Raw genomic sequence first — 15,505 nt, 5'->3', positions numbered from 1 at the left:
ATGTACCAAAGCCTCCTCCTTCCCACCGATGGAAGTCCAGCAGCGGAAGCTGGGGTAAGGGAGGGCCTCCGCCTGGCCAAGGCCCTGGGGGCCCGGGTGGCCTTTCTCTACGCCCTCGAGCCCCTAGGGCCCAGGCTTCTCCTTGGCCCCGAGACCCTTCCCTACTACCAGGCCCTGGTGGAGGACCTGCGCCAGGAAGGTTTGGCCGCCCTGGACCGGGCCACCCACATGGCAGAAGAGATGGGAGTGGGCTTTGAAGCCCATCTCCTGGAGGGACGGGCAGCGGAGGTGATCCTAAAGGAAGTCATGAAGCACGACCTTGTGGTCATGGCCACCCATGGGCGCACGGGGCTGGATGCGGTGCTTTTGGGCAGCGTCACCCAGGAGGTGGTCCGCCGAAGCCCCAAGCCCGTCTTGGTGGTGCCCTACCGCACCAGGGGGAGCGAGGCCGCCAGCAGGTAAAGGGCCAGGATGGCCCAGGAGTCGTAGGCCAGAACCCAAAGCTTCCTCAGGCTCTGGTACATGAGCCCGGTGAGCACCGTGCCCGCCATACCCAGGAGGACCAGAACGCTGAAAAGGTGGCCTCCCCCTACCTGGGCTAACAGGGGGCCAGGAGCCAGGAGGTCGGCATAGGAGAGCAAAAAGGTATTGAACATGACGCTTCCCAACACGTTGCCCAAGGCCAGATCTACCGCCCCCAGGCGGGCGGCGGCCAGGGTCACCGTGGCCTCGGGTAAGGTGGTGACCAGTCCCACCAGAAAGGTGCCCACCCAGGCCTGGCCGAGCCCCGTCTCCCGGGCCAGGGCCGCGGCCAAACCCGGGAGTACCACCGCCGCCCCCACCAATACCCCTGCCCCTAGCAGGTAACGGCCGAGGGCCTTCGGTAAAGGGATATGGGCATAGGCCTCCTCCTCCAGGGCCTCGTCGCGGGGAAAACGCCTGGCGTAGCGAAAGGAAAGCCAAAGGGCGAAAAGGTAAAGGGGAAAAAGGGCCAGGGCGAACCCCCCGATCCGTCCCAAGCCCCTTTCCGCCAAAAGGCCCATTCCCGCCAAGGACAGAAGCAGGATGGCTAGCCCCAGGCTCAGGGCATGCCCCTGGCTGGCCCGGGCGGTGAGGGGACGAGGGTGGACGGCATCCAGCACGGTGAGGAGCAGGAAGTTCACCATGCTGGCTCCCAAAAGGTTCCCCACGGCGATCTCGGGAAGATCTTGAAAAACCGCGCTGGTCACGTTGAAAAGCTCCGGCAAGCTGGTGGTGATGCCCACCAGAAAAAGGCCCATGAAGGTGCGGCCAAGCCCCGTTTTCTCCGCCAGGACGTCCCCATAGAAGGCCACCTGCCGCCCGGCCAGCAGGATGACCGCCGCCACCGCCAAGAAGGCGATCCCGGTCATAGCTGGGGCTGGAGTAGGCGAAGCAGGTCAAACCGGGTAATGATCCCCACGGGTTTCCCCTCTCCGTCCACCACAGGAACGTGGTTGATATCGTAGGCCAACATGAGGTCCAGTATGCGAGAAAGGGGTTCCTCCGGCCCCACGGCGTGCACCGGGCTGGTCATGATCTCCTCCACCCGGGTGCGCCTGGCCTCGGCCAAGGCCTCCTCCAACCCGTCGGCCCCCATAAAGCGGCCCAAGAGCATGGGGGCCCGGAAGGTGGAAAAGGGCACGCCTCGTTCCTTCAGGAAATCGCTTTCGGTCACGATGCCTATCAGGTGCCCCTCTTCATCCACCACCAGGACGCTCCCAATGCCTTTTCCCAGCATCAGCCGGGCCACCTCCACCAGAGAAGTTTCGGGAAGCACGGTTACCACAGGACTGGTCATGGCGTCTTTGGCCTTCATCGCCTAGCCTCCTTCCGCCATACTAATCGGTCCACCCCCTCCGCCATAAGCCAGGCCAGAAGGGCAAGGACCAAAACCAACCCCCAGATCCAGGCCGGAATCCCCACCGCCTCCCACACCCCGGGGGCCAGATTGCCCAGAAGGATTTGGATCAGGATACCCAGGGCCACGGCTCCGTGCAGGTAAGGATTCGGAAGGGGAATCAGGTGGGTGTGCCGGGCAGCGTAGGCGAAGAAGAGCTGGCCCAGGGTCATGAAGTGGAAGGTGGCGGTGCGGGCTACCTCAACGAGCTCCCCCTGAACCCCAGCGCGGCCCATCCACCCGGAAAGCCCCGCCAGGATGCCCAGGGCGAAGGCGGCCTTAACGCTTCCCGTAAGCAAGATGAACCTCAAAGAAGGCGGATCCAAAAGGGGGCTTTCCTTAGGCCTGGGCGGCCGGTCCAGCACCCCAGGGTTGCGGTCCAAAGCCAGGGCCAGGGCCGGTAGGCCATCGGTGACCAGGTTGATCCAAAGAATCTGCACTGCGGTGAGGGGAAGGAGCAGATGTCCAGCCTCGTCCCTCAAGTTTAAGAGGGCAGCAAATACCATTCCCAAGGTTACCACCAAGACCTCGGAAAGGTTGGTGGAAAAGAGGAAGCGGATGAACTTCTGGATGTTCTCATAGATGCTCCGCCCCTCCTCAATGGCCGCCACGATGGTGGCGAAGTTATCGTCCATCAGGACCAGGTCCGCCACTTCCCGGGAGACGTCCGAGCCCCTCAGCCCCATGGCCACCCCCACATCGGCCCGCTTGAGGGCCGGGGCATCGTTCACCCCATCCCCGGTCATGGCCACCACCTCCCCTGCTTTCTGAAAAGCTGCTACTATGCGCAGCTTATCCTCCGGCTTAACCCTGGCGAAGACATCCACCTCTAGAAGCTCTTCGTCGGAGAGTTCCCCGATCTCGTCCCCGGTGGCCACCACTTCCGCAGGAATACCCACCTGGCGGGCGATGGCCAAAGCCGTGGCCGGGTGATCCCCCGTGACCATCACCACCCGAACCCCGGCCTTCAACACCTTGGCCACCGCCTCCGGTACCTCCGGGCGGGGCGGGTCCAGGAGAAGGACGAAGCCCAGGAAGCTTAACCCTTCCTCCCGCTCCCCTTCGCCCCACGCCAAGGCCAACACGCGAAAACCCCGCTGAGCCTGGGCCTCTGCTTCCCCTAAAAGGGCCAGCTTCTCCTCTTCTGGTAAGGCCAGGCGGGGTATGAGGGCCTCGGGAGCCCCTTTCAGGAAACTGCCCCCAGGCGTGGTCACCCGCATGTACTTCCAGGCGCTGTCAAAGGGCCGTTCGGAAAGCCTGGGGTGTTCTTGGCGTACCCGCTTTATATCCAGGCGTTCGGCCGCATACCGCAAAAGGCCCAGTTCCAAGGGGTCCCCCGCTCCCGTCTCCAAATCGGCGTCGTTGCAGAGGACCATGGCCAAAAGGGCCCCTTGGGGGTCCGGCCCCACCACCTGCTGCACCTCCATGCGGTTTTCCGTAAGGGTGCCCGTCTTGTCGGTGGCGATCACCGTGACGCTCCCCAAGGCTTCCACGGCCGCAAGGCGGCGCACCACCGCCTTGCGGCGGGCCATGCGCTCCACCCCCAGGGCCAAGGCCAAGGTAAGCACAGCAGGAAGCCCCTCCGGCACCGCCGCCACCGCTAAGGCTACGGCGAAGAGGAACACCTGGGCGGAAAAGCCTTCCACCAGAAAACCCAAGGCCACCAGCCCTGCGGCAAGGACCAACACCCAACGGGCCACCCGATGGCCAAAGGCCTCGAGGCGCCGCTCCAGCGGAGTTTTTTCCTCCTCCATCTCCGCCAGAAGCCCGGCGATGCGGCCCATGGCGCTTCTTAGGCCGGTGCGGGTCACCTCTAAGAGGGCCCTGCCCCGCACCATAAGGGTGCCGGAAAAGACCTCTTCCCCCTCCCCCTTTTCCACGGGCACGCTTTCCCCGGTGAGGACGCTTTCGTCCACCATGACCCCACTGGCCTCGAGGAGCACCCCATCCGCCGGAATCCGGTCCCCCGCCTCCAGGCGCACCACATCCCCCGGGACCAGGTCCCGGCTTGGAAGGCGTTGAAAATGCCCATCCCTCAACACCCAGACCAAGGGCTCCGCCAGGGCTTTCAGGCGCCTTAAGGCCTCCTCCGAGCGCTTCTCCTGAAGAGTTCCCAAGGTGGCGTTCAAAAGGAGGATGGCCAGGATGGCCAAGGATTCCAGGGGAAGCCCATGGGCTCCCTCAAAAACCCAAAGGCCTAGGTCCACCACCAAGGCGAAGAGGAGGATGTAGATGAGAGGGCTCTGAAACTGGCGCAGGAACTTCCGCCCCAGGGGCTCGGGCGGCTTTTCCGGAAGGGCGTTAGGACCGTATTGCGCTAAGCGTTTCCGTGCCTCCTCTGAGGTGAGTCCCCGCATGGGGGCATGATACCAAGGTCTCTGGGCGCTTATTGTCCCTAGGGGTGGCTTGGGGTATGATGGAGCCATGCTGCAGTATCCTGAACTGCCCCTAGAAAGCCCGCTGATTGATGCCGAGCTTCCCGATCCCAGGGGTGGACGCTATCGGCTTTCCCAGTTCCAAGAGCCCTTCTTGGCCGTTATCTTCATGTGCAACCACTGCCCCTACGTCAAGGGCTCCATCAAGGAGATCGTGGCCCTAGCGGAGAAGTACCGGGGCCAGGTGGCCTTCGTGGGCATCAACCCCAACGACTACGAGCGTTATCCCGATGATGCCCCGGACAAGATGGTGGAGTTCGCCAAGGAGCACGGCATCTTCTTCCCTTATCTCCTGGATGAAACCCAGGAAGTGGCCAAGGCCTACAAGGCCTTGCGCACCCCCGAGGTCTTCCTCTTTGACCAAAACCGCCTTCTCCGCTACCATGGCCGGGTCAACGACAATCCCAAGTTTCCCGACCAGGTGCAAAGCCACGATCTGGAAACGGCCATAGAAGCCCTGCTCCGAGGTGAAGAACCCCCCCTCAAGGAGGCCCCCGCCCTGGGGTGCACCATCAAGTGGCGGCCCGGCAACGAACCTGAGGTCAAAATCGGCTAACGGGCCTTCCTTGGTGGGGTAGGATGGGCTAGGCCCAGAGCCCGCCTATGGGGAGGCGGTCCAAGGGCTTTTCCGAGGTGCCTATGCGCGTACTGGTAACGGGTGGAGCGGGGTTTATCGGCAGCCATATTGTGGAAAACCTTTTGCAGGAAGGTATAGAGCTGGCCGTCCTGGACAATCTCTCCACGGGTAAGCGGGAAAATGTGCCCAAAGGGGTCTACTTCTACAAGGTGGACCTGCGGGACCGCGAAGGCCTGGAACGGGTCTTCCGGGAGTTCCGCCCCACCCACGTTTCCCACCAAGCGGCCCAGGCCTCGGTGAAGGTGAGCGTGGACAACCCGCTTCTGGACTTTGAGGTGAACCTCCTAGGGGGCCTGAACCTCCTGGAGGCCATGAGGAAGTGGGGGGCAGAAAAAATCCTCTTCGCCTCCACGGGCGGGGCCATCTACGGGGAGGTGCCGGAGGGGGAAGAGGCCGAGGAAACCTGGCCCCCCAAACCCAAAAGCCCCTATGCCGCCAGCAAGGCGGGCTTTGAGCACTACCTTTCCGCCTACGGGCAGAACTACGGGCTCAAGTGGGTCTCCCTGCGCTACGCCAACGTCTATGGCCCCCGGCAAGACCCCCACGGGGAGGCTGGGGTGGTGGCCATCTTCTCGGAAAGGGTGCTCAAAGGGGAGCCGGTAACCCTCTACGCCCGGAAGACCCCGGGGGACGAGGGATGCGTGCGGGACTACATCTACGTGGGGGACGTGGTGCGGGCCCACAACCTGGCCCTAAAGGGCCTGGAAGGGGTCTACAACGTGGGGACCGGGGAAGGGCACACCACCATGGAGGTCTTAAAGGCCGTGGCCCAGGCCGCCGGGCGGACCCCCCAGGTCAACCCTGCCCCCCCGCGCCCAGGGGACCTGGAGCGGAGCGTCCTCTCCCCCCACAAGCTCATGGCCCATGGCTGGCGGCCCGAGGTGAGTTTCTCCGAGGGCATCCGGTTGACCGTGGAACATTTCCGGAACCGTTGACATACCCCCCTACCCTATCCCATCATGGGGGCATGAGCGTCCGATTCTTCCACCCCGCTTGGTTTGCCATGATCATGGGAGGGAGTGGGGTAGCCTTGGCCCTCCACCGCTTCCGCCTCGAGGCCCCAGCCCTCTTTGTATATGGGTTGATGGGCCTCCTCTTTCTGGTAAGCCTGGCCATGTTTGGGATGAAGCTCCTCCGTTATCCCGCAAAGGCCTGGGAGGAGCTCCACCACCCCCTCCTCTCCCAGCTCTACGCCACCTTCCCCCTGGCCTTTTTGCTGCTAGGCCTAGCCAGCCACGAGGTGGCAGGATGGGAGGGGGTGGCCCTTTTCCTCTTTGGGGTGGGAGCCCCTTTGGTGGTGATCCTCAGCCTCCTCGTGGGATACTTGGTCTTTACCCGGATGCGCCTTCCCTTTGAGGCGGCCAACGGCGCCTGGTTCATCCCCCCGGTCTCCGCCATCGTGGTCCCCTTGGCAGGCGGCCCTCTTCTCCCCCTTCTGGGGCCTTGGGCCCGGGAGGCCTTCTACATGATGCTCATGCTCCTCGGCCTTGGCCTCGTCCTCTTCCTTTGGGTGGGGGCGACGCTGTTTGCCCGTCTCTACGCCCATGAGCGCCCCGCCCCGGGGTTGGTGCCCAGCCTCTTCGTGGGGCTGGCCCCGGTAGGGGTGGGCATCCTGGCCCCCCTTTCCCTCCTAAAGGGCGCCCGGGCCGCTGGTCTTTACGGGGGAGGCCTCGAGGGGGTCTACCTCCTCGGCACCGCCCTTTGGGGCTTAGGCGGCTGGTGGTTCGTCCTGGTCTCAGCCCTACTTGTGGAAAACCTCCTCCTACACCGGATACGCCTCCGCTTCCAACCCGGCCTCTGGGCCATGGTCTTTCCCACCGCTGCCTTTACCCTGGCCACCCAGGCCCTGGCACAAGGCCTCAAAAGCCCCGTCCTCCACACCCTAGCCTATAGCCTATTCGCGGTGCTTCTGGCCTTCTTCCTCCCCCTCCTCTTCCGCAGCCTCCTGGCTTTCCTGCGCCTGGAGGTGCTCAAACCCCTGGGCCAACCCGCGCCGGGCCAAGCGCACCCTAGCCCGCAGGGCGGATAAAAGTTTCCGATCCTCCCGGAGCCGTTTCTTGGCCTGGGCCAAAGCCCCCCTTCTCGCCTGGGGCCCTACCCCCCCCAGGACCTCCCTGCGGGCAAAAAAACCTTCCAGGCACATCCAGGCGATGAGCTCCTCCCTTTCCACCCCCAAAAGCTCGGGGCGAACCCCAGGCAAAGCTCCCTGCACCCGCCGGTAGGCCTCGGCCAGAGGAACCCCCTTGCGCACCAAAAGGTCCACCGCCTCCGAGGCCAAGACCTCCGGGGAAAGCTCCTCCAGTAGAAGGGAAGGCTCAAACTGGCTTTCCTGAAGGGCCACCCGGGTCAGCTCCAAGACCGCCTCAGCGCTTTCCAAAAGTCCCGCCAAGGGCTCCAATACCCCGGTGGAATGATCGTTGAGGTCGGTGAACGGGGTGTTATGGTTCAGGAAGGCCAACGTACCCACCCCCCCCAGAAGGTGGCCCGCATAGATGCGGGCGTGCTCCAGCACCACAGGATTCCGCTTCTGCGGCATAAAGCTGGAACCCTGGGAAAGCCCCTCCCCCACCACAAAGGCCCCCCGCTCCGCCCAGAAAAGGAGGTCGGTAAGGAATCGGGAAAGGCTAGCCCCCATTCCCCCCAAGGCCGCGGCCAGCTCCAAGGCATAATCCCCCGAGGCCACGGCGTCCAAGGTGTTCTCCACGGGTCCGGCGAAACCCAAAAGGGCCGCCAGCCGCGCCCGGTCTACGGGATAGGGGTTTCCCGCCAGGGCGCTGGCCCCCAAAGGAGAGCGGTCCAGGGTATCCAAAGCCCTTCTTAGCCGGCGGAAATCCCTCTCCAAAAGCGCCGCTATCCCCAGGAGGTAATGGTCTAAGGTGGAGGGCTGGGCCGGCTGGTGGTGGGTGCGAAGGACCAAGGGCACCCCGGCGTGGGATTGCGCCACCTGCAAGACCATTTCCCGCAGGCGCAGGAAGTCCCCCAGCAAGGCCACCACCCGGTCCCTGAGGTAAGCGCGGAAGACGGTAAGGTCCAGGTCGTTGCGGGAAAGCCCCCGGCGGATGGCCCCCGCCACCTCCTCCCCCCAGTGCTCGGAAAGTTGGGCGTAGATGGAAAAGAACACATCCTCCACCTCCCCGGTGAAGCTGGGAAGCGGGAGGGTGCGGAGCTCCCTCAAGGCCGCCACCGCCTCCCCCGCCTTGGGAATGCCCAGCCGGGAAAGCTCCAGGGCATAGGCGGTCAGGGCGTCAAAGAAATGTGGGACCAAGGCCTCCCGGGCAAAGCGGTAATGGCGGCCTAGGACGAAGCGGCGGTAAACGGCGTGCCAACGCATGCTTTCATCCTAGACCTTCCCGGAGGACTTGCCGGGTAGCCTCGGGCATGGTATCGTTTCACCGAGTACAACCCGAAAGGAGGCGCACGATGAAACGCAGGGAGTTCTTGCAGAAGCTGGGTGTGGGTACCTTGGCTGCGGTGGGCATGCCCTACATCGCCACCGCGCAAGCGCGGCCGGTGAAGCTGGCCACCCTCCTTCCCCTCACCGGTCCCTTCGCCTTCGCCGGTAACGCCGGACGCGAAGGCTTCGTGGATGGGGTGGACTACGTGAACGAGGTCCTGGGGGGCGTTGGCGGCCGCAAACTGGAGCTCATTGTAGAGGATACCGGCTACGACGTGGCTAAGGGCACCGCTGCCTTCAACCGGGTGGTGTCCCGGGAGCGGCCCGAGGAGCTCCTCTTTGTCTACGGCGATTCCACCGGCCTTTCCAAGGCCTTGGCCCCGGAGATCGCCCGCATGAACCTACCCTACTCCGCCACCAGTTTCGCCAACGAACTGGCCGACCCCAAGACCTACCCCACCATCTTCGTCTTCGGCCCCACCTACAACGACATGATGGAAGCCCTCCTAAGGCAGATCCGTCTACAGAAGGGCCGGGCTAAGATCGCCTTGGTCTACTCCAACACCGAGTTCGGCCGCGACCCCATCCCCTACGCCAAGGAAAGGGCCAAGGCCTTGGGCATGGAGGTGGTCCACGAGGAGGTAACCCCTCCCGCCTTCACCGACGCCACCCCCATCGTCTTGAACCTGCGCCGGGCCAACCCCGACTTCGTGATCCTCCAGGGCTACGCCCTCTCCGCCGAACCCCTGATCCTGCGCACCGCTCGGGAACAGGGCTTGAAGGCGCAGTTTATGGGCACGTATTACTCGGCGGAGCTGGCCCTGATCCAGCGGGCCGGTCCCGCTGCCGAGGGGTTCACCGTCACTTACCATAACGCCTACTGGTACGACACCCTGGTGCCGGCCGTGGACGAGATGCGGAAGTTCCGGCAGAAAAAGGGGCGCGACATTTCCTACCGCCCCACCTACTACATGGGCAGCCTGGCGGTGGCCCTGGCCATCGCCGAGGCCATGCGCCGGGCAGCGGGTGCGGGCAAGCTGACCCGGGCCGGGGTGGTGGAATACCTGGAGAAACTTGGGGACTACAACGGCCTGGGGCTCTTGCATAACTTCCAGTTCGTAAACCATCGCCTTCCCTACACCAAACTCTACCGGGCTAGCGTGAAGGACGGCCGCTTCAACGCCATCACCGACTGGATCAAACTGGCCTAGCCCCTATCCCGCACCTAGGTGGCCGCACCTGGGGGCCTTGCTACACGCCCATGTCTGACCTTTTACCGTACCTCATCGGCGGCCTGGCCAACGGGGCCCTTTACGGCCTTCTGGCTCTAGGCTTCGTCCTGGTATACCGGGCCACCAGCGTGGTGAACTTCGCCATCGGGGAGTTCCTGCTAGTAGGGGCTTACCTCACCTACACCTTCGCCCTTTTTCTGCCCCTCCCCCTGGCCATGCTGGCTGCCCTGCCCATGGCCTTTCTCTTTGGACTCCTGGTGGAGCGGGGTTTTGTGCGGCCGCTTTTGGGGCGGAACGTGGTGGCGGTGATCATGGCCACCATCGGGTTGGCCGCAGCCCTGGATGGCGGGGTGCAGCTCCTGTGGGGACCGGACCTCAAGTACCTCCAGGGGGAACTTCCCCAGCTGGGCTTCCAGCTAGGGGACACCTTCGTACCCTCCCGGGCTGTCTGGAACCTCCTTCTGGCCTTGCCCCTGGGATTCGGCCTCCTTTGGCTCCTCAGGAAAAGCCGCTATGGAGTCCTGGTGCGGGCCATCTCCGAGCGGGAGGTGGCGGCCCTGGCCCTGGGCATCCCCACCACCCGGATCCTGGCGGGGGTTTGGGGAATCTCCGCCCTCCTCGCCACCCTGGCCGGAGCCCTCCTGGCCGTGGCCAGCGGGGTAGGGCATAACCTGGTTTTCTTTGGGCTTAAGGTCTTCCCCGTGGCCATCTTGGGCGGGTTGGACTCGGTGGGAGGGGCCTTGTTGGCGGGGTTCCTCCTGGGGGTCCTCGAGGCCCTTTCCGGACGCTACCTGGAACCCCTCCTTCCGGGCTTCACCGAAGCCCTGCCCTTCGTGGTGGTGCTTCTGGTACTTATGGTGCGGCCATATGGCCTCTTGGGCGAACGCCAGATTGAGAGGGTGTGATGCTTTCGGTGGAGAACCTGAAGGTGGTCTACCGCGGAGTGATCCTGGCCCTGGATGGGGTTTCCCTGGAGGTAAGGGAAGGGGAAGCGGTGGCCCTCCTGGGGCCCAACGGGGCGGGCAAGAGTTCCTTGGTGCGGGCGGTGGCAGGGCTTCTTCCCAAGTTTGAGGGGCGGGTGCTGGATGGGCACGTCCGCCTCTTTGGCCAGGAGGCCACCCACCTGGATCCGGTGCGCATCACGGGCCTTGGGCTTACCGCGGTCCTCGAGGGGCGCCCCCTCTTCCGGTACCTGACCCCCATTGAAAACCTGGTGGCCGCCGGCCATCGCCTTTCCTCCCGGGAGCTGAAGGAGGGCATGGAGGAGGTCTTCGCCCGCTTCCCCAGGCTTTACGAGCGTCGCCACGAACAGGCGGGTTACCTCTCGGGAGGCGAGCAACAGATGCTCCTTTTGGGTATGGCCCTCCTCACCCGCCCCAAGGTCTTGGTGGTGGACGAGCCCTCCTTGGGCCTCGCCCCTAAGCTGGTGGAGGAAGTGATGCGCACCTTGGACGCCCTGAGAAAGGAGAAAAAACTGAGCCTCCTCCTGGTGGAGCAAAACGCCCGGGCAGCCCTGGCCATCGTGGACCGCGTCTATGTGTTGGAGCGGGGCCGGGTGGTGTTTGAAGGCGACGCCCAAGCCGCCCAGGAAGACCAGGACGTGATGGAGTTCTACCTAGGCAAGGAGGAGGTAGGCTTCCGCCAAGCCAAGCGTTACCGAAGGAGGAAGCGGTGGGTGTGATCCTCGAGGCTAAGAACCTCCACCTCTCCTTCAAGGGGGTGAAGGCCCTGGTGGGCGTGGAGTTCAGCGTAGCCGAAGGCGAGTTCTTCGCGGTGATCGGGCCCAATGGGGCTGGGAAAACCACGCTTCTGAACGTGCTTTCCGGGGTGTATGAGCCCGACAAGGGCGAGGTGGTCTTCCTGGGCCAAAACCTGCGGGGGAAAAGCCCCCAGGATAGGGCCCGCATGGGCCTAGCCCGCACCTTCCAGGGCCTGGAGATCTTCCGGGGCATGAGCGTTTTGGAAAACGTGAAGCTAGGGGCCGAGCTGGCCCTGCCCGCCTACCCCCTGGCCCTACCCCGGGCCGAGCGGGAATGGCAACTTAGGGCCTGGGCCGAGGAAGTCCTGGACTACCTCCACCTCTCCCCCTTCCGCCACGCCCCTGCGGGCATGCTTCCCTATGGGTTGCAAAAGCGGGTGGAGGTAGCCCGGGCCCTGGCCAGCCGACCCAAACTCCTCCTCCTGGACGAGCCCATGGCCGGGCTTTCCTTGGAGGAGAAGCAGGACCTGGCCCGGTTTCTCCTGGACGCCCGGGAGGAGTGGGGGGTAACCCTCCTCTGGGTGGAGCACGACCTAAGGGCAGTCCTGGAGCTTTCCGACAGAGTCCTGGTCCTCTCCTACGGGGAGGTGCTCTACCATGGCCCTCCCCAAGGGGTGCGCCAGGATCCCAAGGTGGCGGAAGCCTACCTGGGGCAAACTTGAGGCGCTATGGAAGGGACGCTTCTTGCCTACCTGTACCAGCATGCCCAGCGGGAGCCAGAAGCCCCAGCCCTCCGGGTGAAGCGGCTGGGAATCTGGCAGAAGACCTCCTGGAAGGACCTTTTGCATCGCACCCTTAGCCTGGCGGGAGGGCTATGGGCCCTGGGCCTAAGGGAGGGGGAGGTCCTGGCCATCCTCGGCCACAATGCCCCCGAGTGGGTGGAGGCCGAGCTGGCCGCCCAGACCCTAGGGGCCTTGCCCATGGGCATCTACGCCGACGCCATGCCCGAGGAGGTGGGCTACTTCCTGGAGTTCACCGGGGCCAAGGGGATCGTGGTTTCCGACGAGGAGCAACTGGACAAGGTCTATCCCCATCTGCACCTTTTGGACTTCGTCCTGGTCTGGGAGGAGGCGGGGATGTCCCGCCACTTCCAGGGCAAGGTGCGCCGGTTCAGCCAAGCCTTTGGGGACCCCAGGGTGGGGGAGGAGGCCTTAAAAAGGCGTCACCCCAAGGAGATCGCCCTTCTCGCCCCCACCTCGGGCACCACGGGAAGGAGCAAGCTGGCCATGCTCTCCCACGAAAACCTCTTGGCTGGCCACTTCGCCCTTCGGGAAGCCTTGGGCTTTCAAAGGGGCGCCTGGGTTTTCAGCTACCTGCCCTTACCCTGGATCGGGGAGCAGATGCTCACCGTGGTCCAGGGCCTGGTGGAAGGCTCCACCGTACACTTCCCCGAGGACCCCACCACCTTAAGGGAAGACCTTAAGGAGGTTCAGCCCGACTTTTTCCTGGCCCCTCCGAGGCTTTGGGAGGACATGGCCAGCCTCATCCAAAGCCGCATGGCAGACGCCGACCTTCTCAAGGCCTTCTTCTACCGGGTGGGGATGGGGTCCCTCCTGGAGGGGGCAAGCCGGGAGTTTCGGGGGGAGAAGGTGGGCCTTTGGCTGAACCTCAAGAGGGCCCTCTTCTACCCCCTCATCGCCAGGCCCCTAAGGGCCAGGCTGGGCCTTGCTGCCTGCCGCATCGCCGTCACCGGAGGCGCCCCCTTGGGCCCCGAGGTCTTTACCTTCTTCCGCGCCCTGGGCCTGGACATCCGCCAGGTCTATGGCCAGTCGGAAACCGCCGCCGCCACCACCGCCCACGCCACCGGGGACGCCCCACCCGAGACCGTGGGGCCACCTCTTCCCCACACCGAGGTGCGCATCAGCGAGGAGGGGGAGATCCTGGTCAAGGGACCCCAGGCCTTCCAGGGCTACTTCCGCCAGGAGAAGGCCACGGAGGAAAGCTTCACCGAGGATGGGTTCTTCCGCACCGGGGATGCCGGCTTCTTTGACGAGCGGGGGCACCTGGTGATCCTAGGCCGGGTTAAGGAGGTGGGGGCCCTCTTGGACGGCACCCGTTTTGCCCCCCAGTTTTTGGAAAACCGCCTGAAGTACTCCCCCTACATTCGCGAGGCCGTGGTTCTGGGGCATGGGAAACCCTTTGTGACCGCCCTCATAGAGCTGGATCCGGAAAACGTGCAGAACTGGGCCCGTAGGCGAGGCATTCCCTTCACCACCTACCTCTCCCTTACCGAGAGGCCCGAGGTGAGAGCCCTGATCGCCGAGGAGATCCGCATGGTGAACAAGACCCTACCCGAAAAGCTCAGGATCCAGCGCTTCGCCATCCTTCCCAAGGAACTCCACCCCGACGACGAGGAGATCACCCGCACCCGCAAGGTTCGGCGCCAGGTGGTGGAGGCCCGCTACGGCCCGGTGATCCAGGCCCTTTACGGCGAAGGTGGGCGGGTGGAGGTGGTGCTCCCCATCCGCTACCTGGAGGGGGAAGGGAGGCTCGAGGCCACCTTGGAGGTGCAGGAGGTCTAGGATGTATCGCCTTGCCAAACAGCTGACCGATGCCTTCAGCCGGCGCTTCGCCCGGGCGGTGCGGGAAACCTACGGGGAGGACGAGGCCTACGCCAGCACGCCCCTGGGGCGCTTGGCCTTGGGGGTCTTCCTGCTTCTCCTCCTTCTCCTGTCTTTTCTTCTCTCCCCCTACCCCATGTACGTGGCCACCCTGGTGGCCATCGGGGCCTTAAGCGCCCTGGGCCTGCACCTTCTGGTGGGAGGTGCGGGGCAGATATCCTTGGGCCACGCCGCCTTCATGGGGGTTGGGGCCTACACCGCAAGCCATCTCGTTGGCCTATTGGCCCCCGTGGGCATCCTGCTTGGGGGCGGGATCGCCGCTCTCTTTGGCCTGGTCCTAGGCCTTCCCTCCCTGCGCATCAAAGGGGTGTACCTGGCCATCGCCACCCTGGCCTTCCAGTTTCTGGCGGACTACGTGTTCAAAAACTGGGAGGCGGTGACGGGAGGGATCCGGGGACGCACCCTGCCCCCTGCCGGGCTTTTCGGCCTCTCCCTGGACACCCCGGAAAGGCTATGGTACCTGGTCCTCCTCTTCGCCCTGCCCCTTTTCTTCTATGCCAAGCGCCTTCTCATGACCCGGGCGGGCCGGGCCTTCATGGCGGTGCGGGACAACGACCTCTCCGCCCGGGTGGCCGGGGTTGACCTGGTGCGGGTGAAGCTTCTGGCCTTCGCCCTCTCCGCCTTCTACGCCGGGGTGGCGGGGGGGCTTTTGGCCCAGCTTTACAAGGCGGTGACCCCCGAGTACTTCCCTCTTTCCGTGAGCATCCAGTACCTGGCCATGGTGATCGTGGGCGGGGCAGGCACGGTGCTGGGGGCGGTTTTGGGGGCCTTTTTCGTGCTCCTGATCCCCGAGGTTCTGAATAGCCTGGTGGGGGCCCTGGGACCCCAGTACGCCGCCACCTTGGCCGCCTGGCGCAACGTGGTCTTCGGTCTTCTCATCCTGATCTTCCTGATCCTGGAACCCTTGGGGCTTGTGGGGCTATGGGGAAGGATCCGCAACTACTTCCGCACCTGGCCCCTGCCCTACTAACGGTCCCAATCCCTAAGATGGCGCAGGGCCACGGGAAGGCCAAGCCCTAGGCCGAAGAGGAGGAAGGCGAACGAGGGGTGAAGAAAAGCCGCCAGGAGGGGTTGGGCCACGGCTATGGCCAAAGCCACCCGGTAAGGCTTTCGGAACAGGACTTGGAGAAGGGCAAAAAGAAGGAAGGAACCCAAAAGCAAGCGGGGATCCACGGCAAAAAGCACCCCAGCCCCCGTGGCCAGGCCCTTGCCGCCACGGAAGGCCAGCCAGGGCGAAAAGGTATGGCCCCACACCGCCCCCACCCCTCCGGCCAGACCCCCCAAGGGACTCCCCGCCATCCCCTCCCCTAAGGCCACCGCCAGAACACCCTTAAAGACGTCCAGGAGGAGAACCAGAAGGCCAGGCACCAGCCCTAAGACCCGGTAGGCGTTCAGGGCCCCGGGGTTGCCCGAGCCTTCCCTTAGGAGGTTTCTTCCCCTAAGGGCCCCGAACCAGTAGGCCACGGGAAAGCTTCCCAGGAAGTAGCCCAGGAGGAAGGCCAGGAACAT

At 64.4% G+C, this 15,505-nt stretch carries 14 protein-coding genes and 2 pseudogenes; 11 read left to right on the top strand and 5 right to left on the bottom strand.

Annotated features, from left to right (window positions below):
* Complete coding sequence (locus L0D18_RS03415) at positions 1 to 462, top strand: universal stress protein (protein ID WP_243027370.1); 462 nt, start codon at positions 1 to 3, stop codon at positions 460 to 462.
* Here L0D18_RS03415 and L0D18_RS03410 read toward each other — a convergent pair.
* From L0D18_RS03410 to L0D18_RS03400, 3 genes are read right to left on the bottom strand one after another with little or no spacing between them, the layout of a single operon-like run.
* On the bottom strand, positions 426 to 1,391 hold the full coding sequence (locus L0D18_RS03410) for a sodium:calcium antiporter (RefSeq protein WP_243027369.1): 966 nt from the start codon (positions 1,389 to 1,391) through the stop codon (positions 426 to 428). The two genes, L0D18_RS03415 and L0D18_RS03410, sit on opposite strands and share 37 nt — an antisense overlap.
* Positions 1,388 to 1,837 (bottom strand): CBS domain-containing protein, encoded by a 450-nt coding sequence (locus L0D18_RS03405; RefSeq protein ID WP_243027368.1) that lies wholly within the window; start codon positions 1,835 to 1,837, stop codon positions 1,388 to 1,390. The genes L0D18_RS03410 and L0D18_RS03405 overlap by 4 nt, the downstream gene beginning before the upstream one ends.
* Positions 1,834 to 4,275 (bottom strand): cation-translocating P-type ATPase, encoded by a 2,442-nt coding sequence (locus tag L0D18_RS03400; protein ID WP_243027367.1) that lies wholly within the window; start codon positions 4,273 to 4,275, stop codon positions 1,834 to 1,836. The genes L0D18_RS03405 and L0D18_RS03400 overlap by 4 nt, the downstream gene beginning before the upstream one ends.
* Before the next feature lie 67 nt (positions 4,276 to 4,342).
* On the opposite strand from L0D18_RS03400, the gene L0D18_RS03395 reads away from it, so the two are divergent.
* The 3 genes and pseudogenes from L0D18_RS03395 to L0D18_RS03385 form a co-directional block, all read left to right on the top strand.
* Positions 4,343 to 4,909, top strand: a complete 567-nt coding sequence (locus L0D18_RS03395) for a thioredoxin family protein (protein WP_243027366.1) — start codon at positions 4,343 to 4,345, stop codon at positions 4,907 to 4,909.
* Positions 4,910 to 4,992: 83 nt separating this feature from the next.
* Positions 4,993 to 5,925 carry an NAD-dependent epimerase/dehydratase family protein gene (locus tag L0D18_RS03390; protein ID WP_243027365.1) on the top strand — a complete coding sequence of 311 codons (933 nt, stop codon included), beginning with the start codon at positions 4,993 to 4,995 and terminating at the stop codon, positions 5,923 to 5,925.
* Between the two features lie 32 nt (positions 5,926 to 5,957).
* A pseudogene (locus L0D18_RS03385) lies at positions 5,958 to 6,869 on the top strand (SLAC1 family transporter); the annotation flags it as partial.
* A 15-nt stretch (positions 6,870 to 6,884) separates the two neighbouring features.
* Here L0D18_RS03385 and L0D18_RS03380 read toward each other — a convergent pair.
* On the bottom strand, positions 6,885 to 8,321 hold the full coding sequence (locus tag L0D18_RS03380) for a lyase family protein (RefSeq protein ID WP_243027364.1): 1,437 nt from the start codon (positions 8,319 to 8,321) through the stop codon (positions 6,885 to 6,887).
* An 89-nt stretch (positions 8,322 to 8,410) separates the two neighbouring features.
* On the opposite strand from L0D18_RS03380, the gene L0D18_RS03375 reads away from it, so the two are divergent.
* The 7 genes and pseudogenes from L0D18_RS03375 (at position 8,411) to L0D18_RS03350 (ending at position 14,966) form a co-directional block, all read left to right on the top strand.
* The gene (locus L0D18_RS03375) at positions 8,411 to 9,595 is read left to right on the top strand and encodes an ABC transporter substrate-binding protein (protein ID WP_243027363.1); all 1,185 of its coding nucleotides are present in this window, start codon (positions 8,411 to 8,413) and stop codon (positions 9,593 to 9,595) included.
* 50 nt (positions 9,596 to 9,645) lie between these two features.
* Positions 9,646 to 10,521 (top strand): branched-chain amino acid ABC transporter permease, encoded by an 876-nt coding sequence (locus tag L0D18_RS03370; protein ID WP_243027362.1) that lies wholly within the window; start codon positions 9,646 to 9,648, stop codon positions 10,519 to 10,521.
* Positions 10,521 to 11,297, top strand: coding sequence for an ABC transporter ATP-binding protein (locus L0D18_RS03365; RefSeq protein ID WP_243027361.1), 777 nt, complete (start codon positions 10,521 to 10,523; stop codon positions 11,295 to 11,297). The genes L0D18_RS03370 and L0D18_RS03365 overlap by 1 nt, the downstream gene beginning before the upstream one ends.
* A pseudogene (locus tag L0D18_RS03360) lies at positions 11,288 to 11,803 on the top strand (ABC transporter ATP-binding protein); the annotation flags it as partial. The gene L0D18_RS03365 and the pseudogene L0D18_RS03360, both read left to right, overlap by 10 nt.
* A 6-nt stretch (positions 11,804 to 11,809) precedes the next feature.
* On the top strand, positions 11,810 to 12,037 hold the full coding sequence (locus tag L0D18_RS12005) for an ABC transporter ATP-binding protein C-terminal domain-containing protein (RefSeq protein ID WP_423247892.1): 228 nt from the start codon (positions 11,810 to 11,812) through the stop codon (positions 12,035 to 12,037).
* Positions 12,038 to 12,043: 6 nt separating this feature from the next.
* On the top strand, positions 12,044 to 13,897 hold the full coding sequence (locus L0D18_RS03355; protein WP_243027359.1) for an AMP-binding protein: 1,854 nt from the start codon (positions 12,044 to 12,046) through the stop codon (positions 13,895 to 13,897).
* Between the two features lies 1 nt (position 13,898).
* Positions 13,899 to 14,966: a branched-chain amino acid ABC transporter permease gene (locus tag L0D18_RS03350; protein ID WP_243027358.1), complete on the top strand. Its 1,068-nt coding sequence runs from the start codon at positions 13,899 to 13,901 to the stop codon at positions 14,964 to 14,966.
* On the opposite strand, the gene L0D18_RS03345 is transcribed toward L0D18_RS03350, so the two are convergent.
* Positions 14,963 to 15,505, bottom strand: a complete 543-nt coding sequence (locus L0D18_RS03345) for a glycerol-3-phosphate acyltransferase (protein ID WP_243027357.1) — start codon at positions 15,503 to 15,505, stop codon at positions 14,963 to 14,965. The genes L0D18_RS03350 and L0D18_RS03345 overlap by 4 nt on opposite strands.

Origin of the sequence: Thermus albus (assembly GCF_022760855.1) — a bacterium.
Taxonomy (GTDB): Bacteria; Deinococcota; Deinococci; order Deinococcales; family Thermaceae; genus Thermus; species Thermus albus.
The sequence above is the reverse complement of the archived record's forward strand: the minus strand, read 5'-3'. Positions and strand labels throughout refer to the sequence as shown.

Coding starts and splice junctions, on each gene's coding strand:
- L0D18_RS03370 (WP_243027362.1), top strand. CDS start 9,646: ATGTCTGACCTTTTACCGTACCTCATCGGCGGCCTGGCCAACGGGGCC.
- L0D18_RS03390 (WP_243027365.1), top strand. CDS start 4,993: ATGCGCGTACTGGTAACGGGTGGAGCGGGGTTTATCGGCAGCCATATT.
- L0D18_RS03400 (WP_243027367.1), bottom strand. CDS start 4,275: ATGCGGGGACTCACCTCAGAGGAGGCACGGAAACGCTTAGCGCAATAC.
- L0D18_RS03355 (WP_243027359.1), top strand. CDS start 12,044: ATGGAAGGGACGCTTCTTGCCTACCTGTACCAGCATGCCCAGCGGGAG.
- L0D18_RS03345 (WP_243027357.1), bottom strand. CDS start 15,505: ATGTTCCTGGCCTTCCTCCTGGGCTACTTCCTGGGAAGCTTTCCCGTG.
- L0D18_RS03375 (WP_243027363.1), top strand. CDS start 8,411: ATGAAACGCAGGGAGTTCTTGCAGAAGCTGGGTGTGGGTACCTTGGCT.
- L0D18_RS12005 (WP_423247892.1), top strand. CDS start 11,810: ATGGCCGGGCTTTCCTTGGAGGAGAAGCAGGACCTGGCCCGGTTTCTC.
- L0D18_RS03395 (WP_243027366.1), top strand. CDS start 4,343: ATGCTGCAGTATCCTGAACTGCCCCTAGAAAGCCCGCTGATTGATGCC.
- L0D18_RS03365 (WP_243027361.1), top strand. CDS start 10,521: ATGCTTTCGGTGGAGAACCTGAAGGTGGTCTACCGCGGAGTGATCCTG.
- L0D18_RS03350 (WP_243027358.1), top strand. CDS start 13,899: ATGTATCGCCTTGCCAAACAGCTGACCGATGCCTTCAGCCGGCGCTTC.
- L0D18_RS03415 (WP_243027370.1), top strand. CDS start 1: ATGTACCAAAGCCTCCTCCTTCCCACCGATGGAAGTCCAGCAGCGGAA.
- L0D18_RS03410 (WP_243027369.1), bottom strand. CDS start 1,391: ATGACCGGGATCGCCTTCTTGGCGGTGGCGGCGGTCATCCTGCTGGCC.
- L0D18_RS03405 (WP_243027368.1), bottom strand. CDS start 1,837: ATGAAGGCCAAAGACGCCATGACCAGTCCTGTGGTAACCGTGCTTCCC.
- L0D18_RS03380 (WP_243027364.1), bottom strand. CDS start 8,321: ATGCGTTGGCACGCCGTTTACCGCCGCTTCGTCCTAGGCCGCCATTAC.